The 1782-nt window shown below is 38.9% G+C and carries 1 protein-coding gene; it reads left to right on the top strand.

All coding sequences use genetic code 11. The features are described 5' to 3' along the window. Nucleotides 1-184 precede the first annotated feature (184 nt). The gene (locus tag CWB60_RS20190; protein ID WP_138579269.1) at nucleotides 185-1222 is read left to right on the top strand and encodes an IS110 family RNA-guided transposase; all 1038 of its coding nucleotides are present in this window, start codon (nucleotides 185-187) and stop codon (nucleotides 1220-1222) included. Nucleotides 1223-1782: the final 560 nt, after the last annotated feature.

Below are 1782 nucleotides of genomic sequence, written 5' to 3'. Positions count from 1 at the left end.
ATCTCTTATTGAGTATATGAGGCGCTGCGCTTTTAGAGGGTAAAAATATCTTATATCAAAAGCTTTTAACCGATTTATGTTTTGATGTCTGAAGTCAAGATTTGATAATCATATAGAAAGCTCCTCGAGTTTTTCGATACAGTTGTGTTGACCAAAACATAAACTGTATCTCGAGGAGCTTAGTATGAAACTATATGGTGGAATTGACTTGCATTCAAATAATTGTGTTATTGCTATCATTAATGAGCAAGGTGAAACACTTACCTGCAAGCGTCTAAATAATGACACCTCTGTCATTTTATCTTTTCTAACCCCTTATAAAGACAATCTAAAAGGGCTTGTTGTTGAATCAACTTTTAATTGGTATTGGTTAGTCGATGCTTTAATGGATGAAGGGTTTACACTTCACCTAGCGAACCCTGCGGCAATTCAACAGTATTCAGGCTTAAAGCATGCCGATGACCACAGTGATGCGTGTTGGTTAGCTGAAATGCTACGTTTAAACATTCTACCTGAGGGCTATATTTATCCTCGAGAGCTCAGGGCTGTTCGCGACTTAATGCGTAAACGAATGGACATTGTTCAACAGTCCACTAAAAACTTATTATCAGTGCAAAGTTGTTACATGCGTCATCTTGGATACAAGCTCAGTAGCAACAAAATCAAACAAATGGCCGCTATCAGAAAAGGCGTCAATGTTGAGCAAGTACATGCAGACTTTAGCTCAATGAATACAGCACTGTCAGTCATTTCTAACCTCTCATTAATACGCTGTGCTCAACAGCAAATTAATGTGATAGAAGGCGCTATTTTAAAACAAACATCACTCTCCCCTGAGTTTATGAACCTAACCAGTATTGATGGAATTGGGAATACCTTAGCACTGACCATTATGTTAGAGACAGGCACTATTAAACGTTTTAATAGCCCAGGGAATTTCTCATCGTATTGTCGCTGTGTTAAAGGAGCAAGGTACAGTAATGGAAAGAAAAAAGGCGCTACGAATCAGAAGAATGGCAATCGTTATTTAGCGTGGGCGTTTACTGAGGCCGCTAATTTTGCCATTCGGTACAACCCGACAATCAAAAAATATTATCAACGAAAACTGGCTAAAACAAACAAGGTAGTTGCGATTAAAACGGTTGCACATAAGCTCACAAGAGCGTGTTATCACGTGCTTAAAGACAATGTACCATTCGATGAACACAAGGCGTTTGCTTAGCGTCTATAAAACAAATTAGGTTAACGTGTTGAGCTCGTAATGGGGTTGGTAAAACCATTAGATTTGATTGAGCCTGCACGCTAACCGCTCATATTTTAAATACTGGATATGCCCAATGTTTGAGCCACACAGGGTTGGTTATGTGTAAGCATAAACCACAGACTTGTTACAGCGCAGTGTGTAAACACAGCCAGAAACTGGACTGACATTGGTACTAAACGATGACTGAGGCGAAAGCCAAGGGCCTTAATTAATCATCAATAATGCTTAATTAAACTGCCTAAATTCATATGGGTGACTGGTGCATATTCACACCAATCGACGTCATTACTAGGTGCGTAGTCATATTTAAATTGAGTTTAAATAATAAAAAACACTTGGTTTTTGAATAAAAAGATCAAGAAAACACAGCTGCCTGCTTGACCGGAACTTTCTAATGGGTGACCCCTTTAACTTATAACACCTATCTATGTTCCCGAGCCTGAAGATGAAGCTGTACGCGATTTATCTCGTGCACGCGAAGTGGCAATGAAGGACTTAAAAGATGCCAAATATCAATT

It is taken from the genome of Pseudoalteromonas sp. S327 (genome assembly GCF_005886415.1).
Taxonomy (GTDB): Bacteria; Pseudomonadota; Gammaproteobacteria; order Enterobacterales; family Alteromonadaceae; genus Pseudoalteromonas; species Pseudoalteromonas atlantica.
This window is presented reverse-complemented; position numbering and strand designations above follow the sequence as displayed.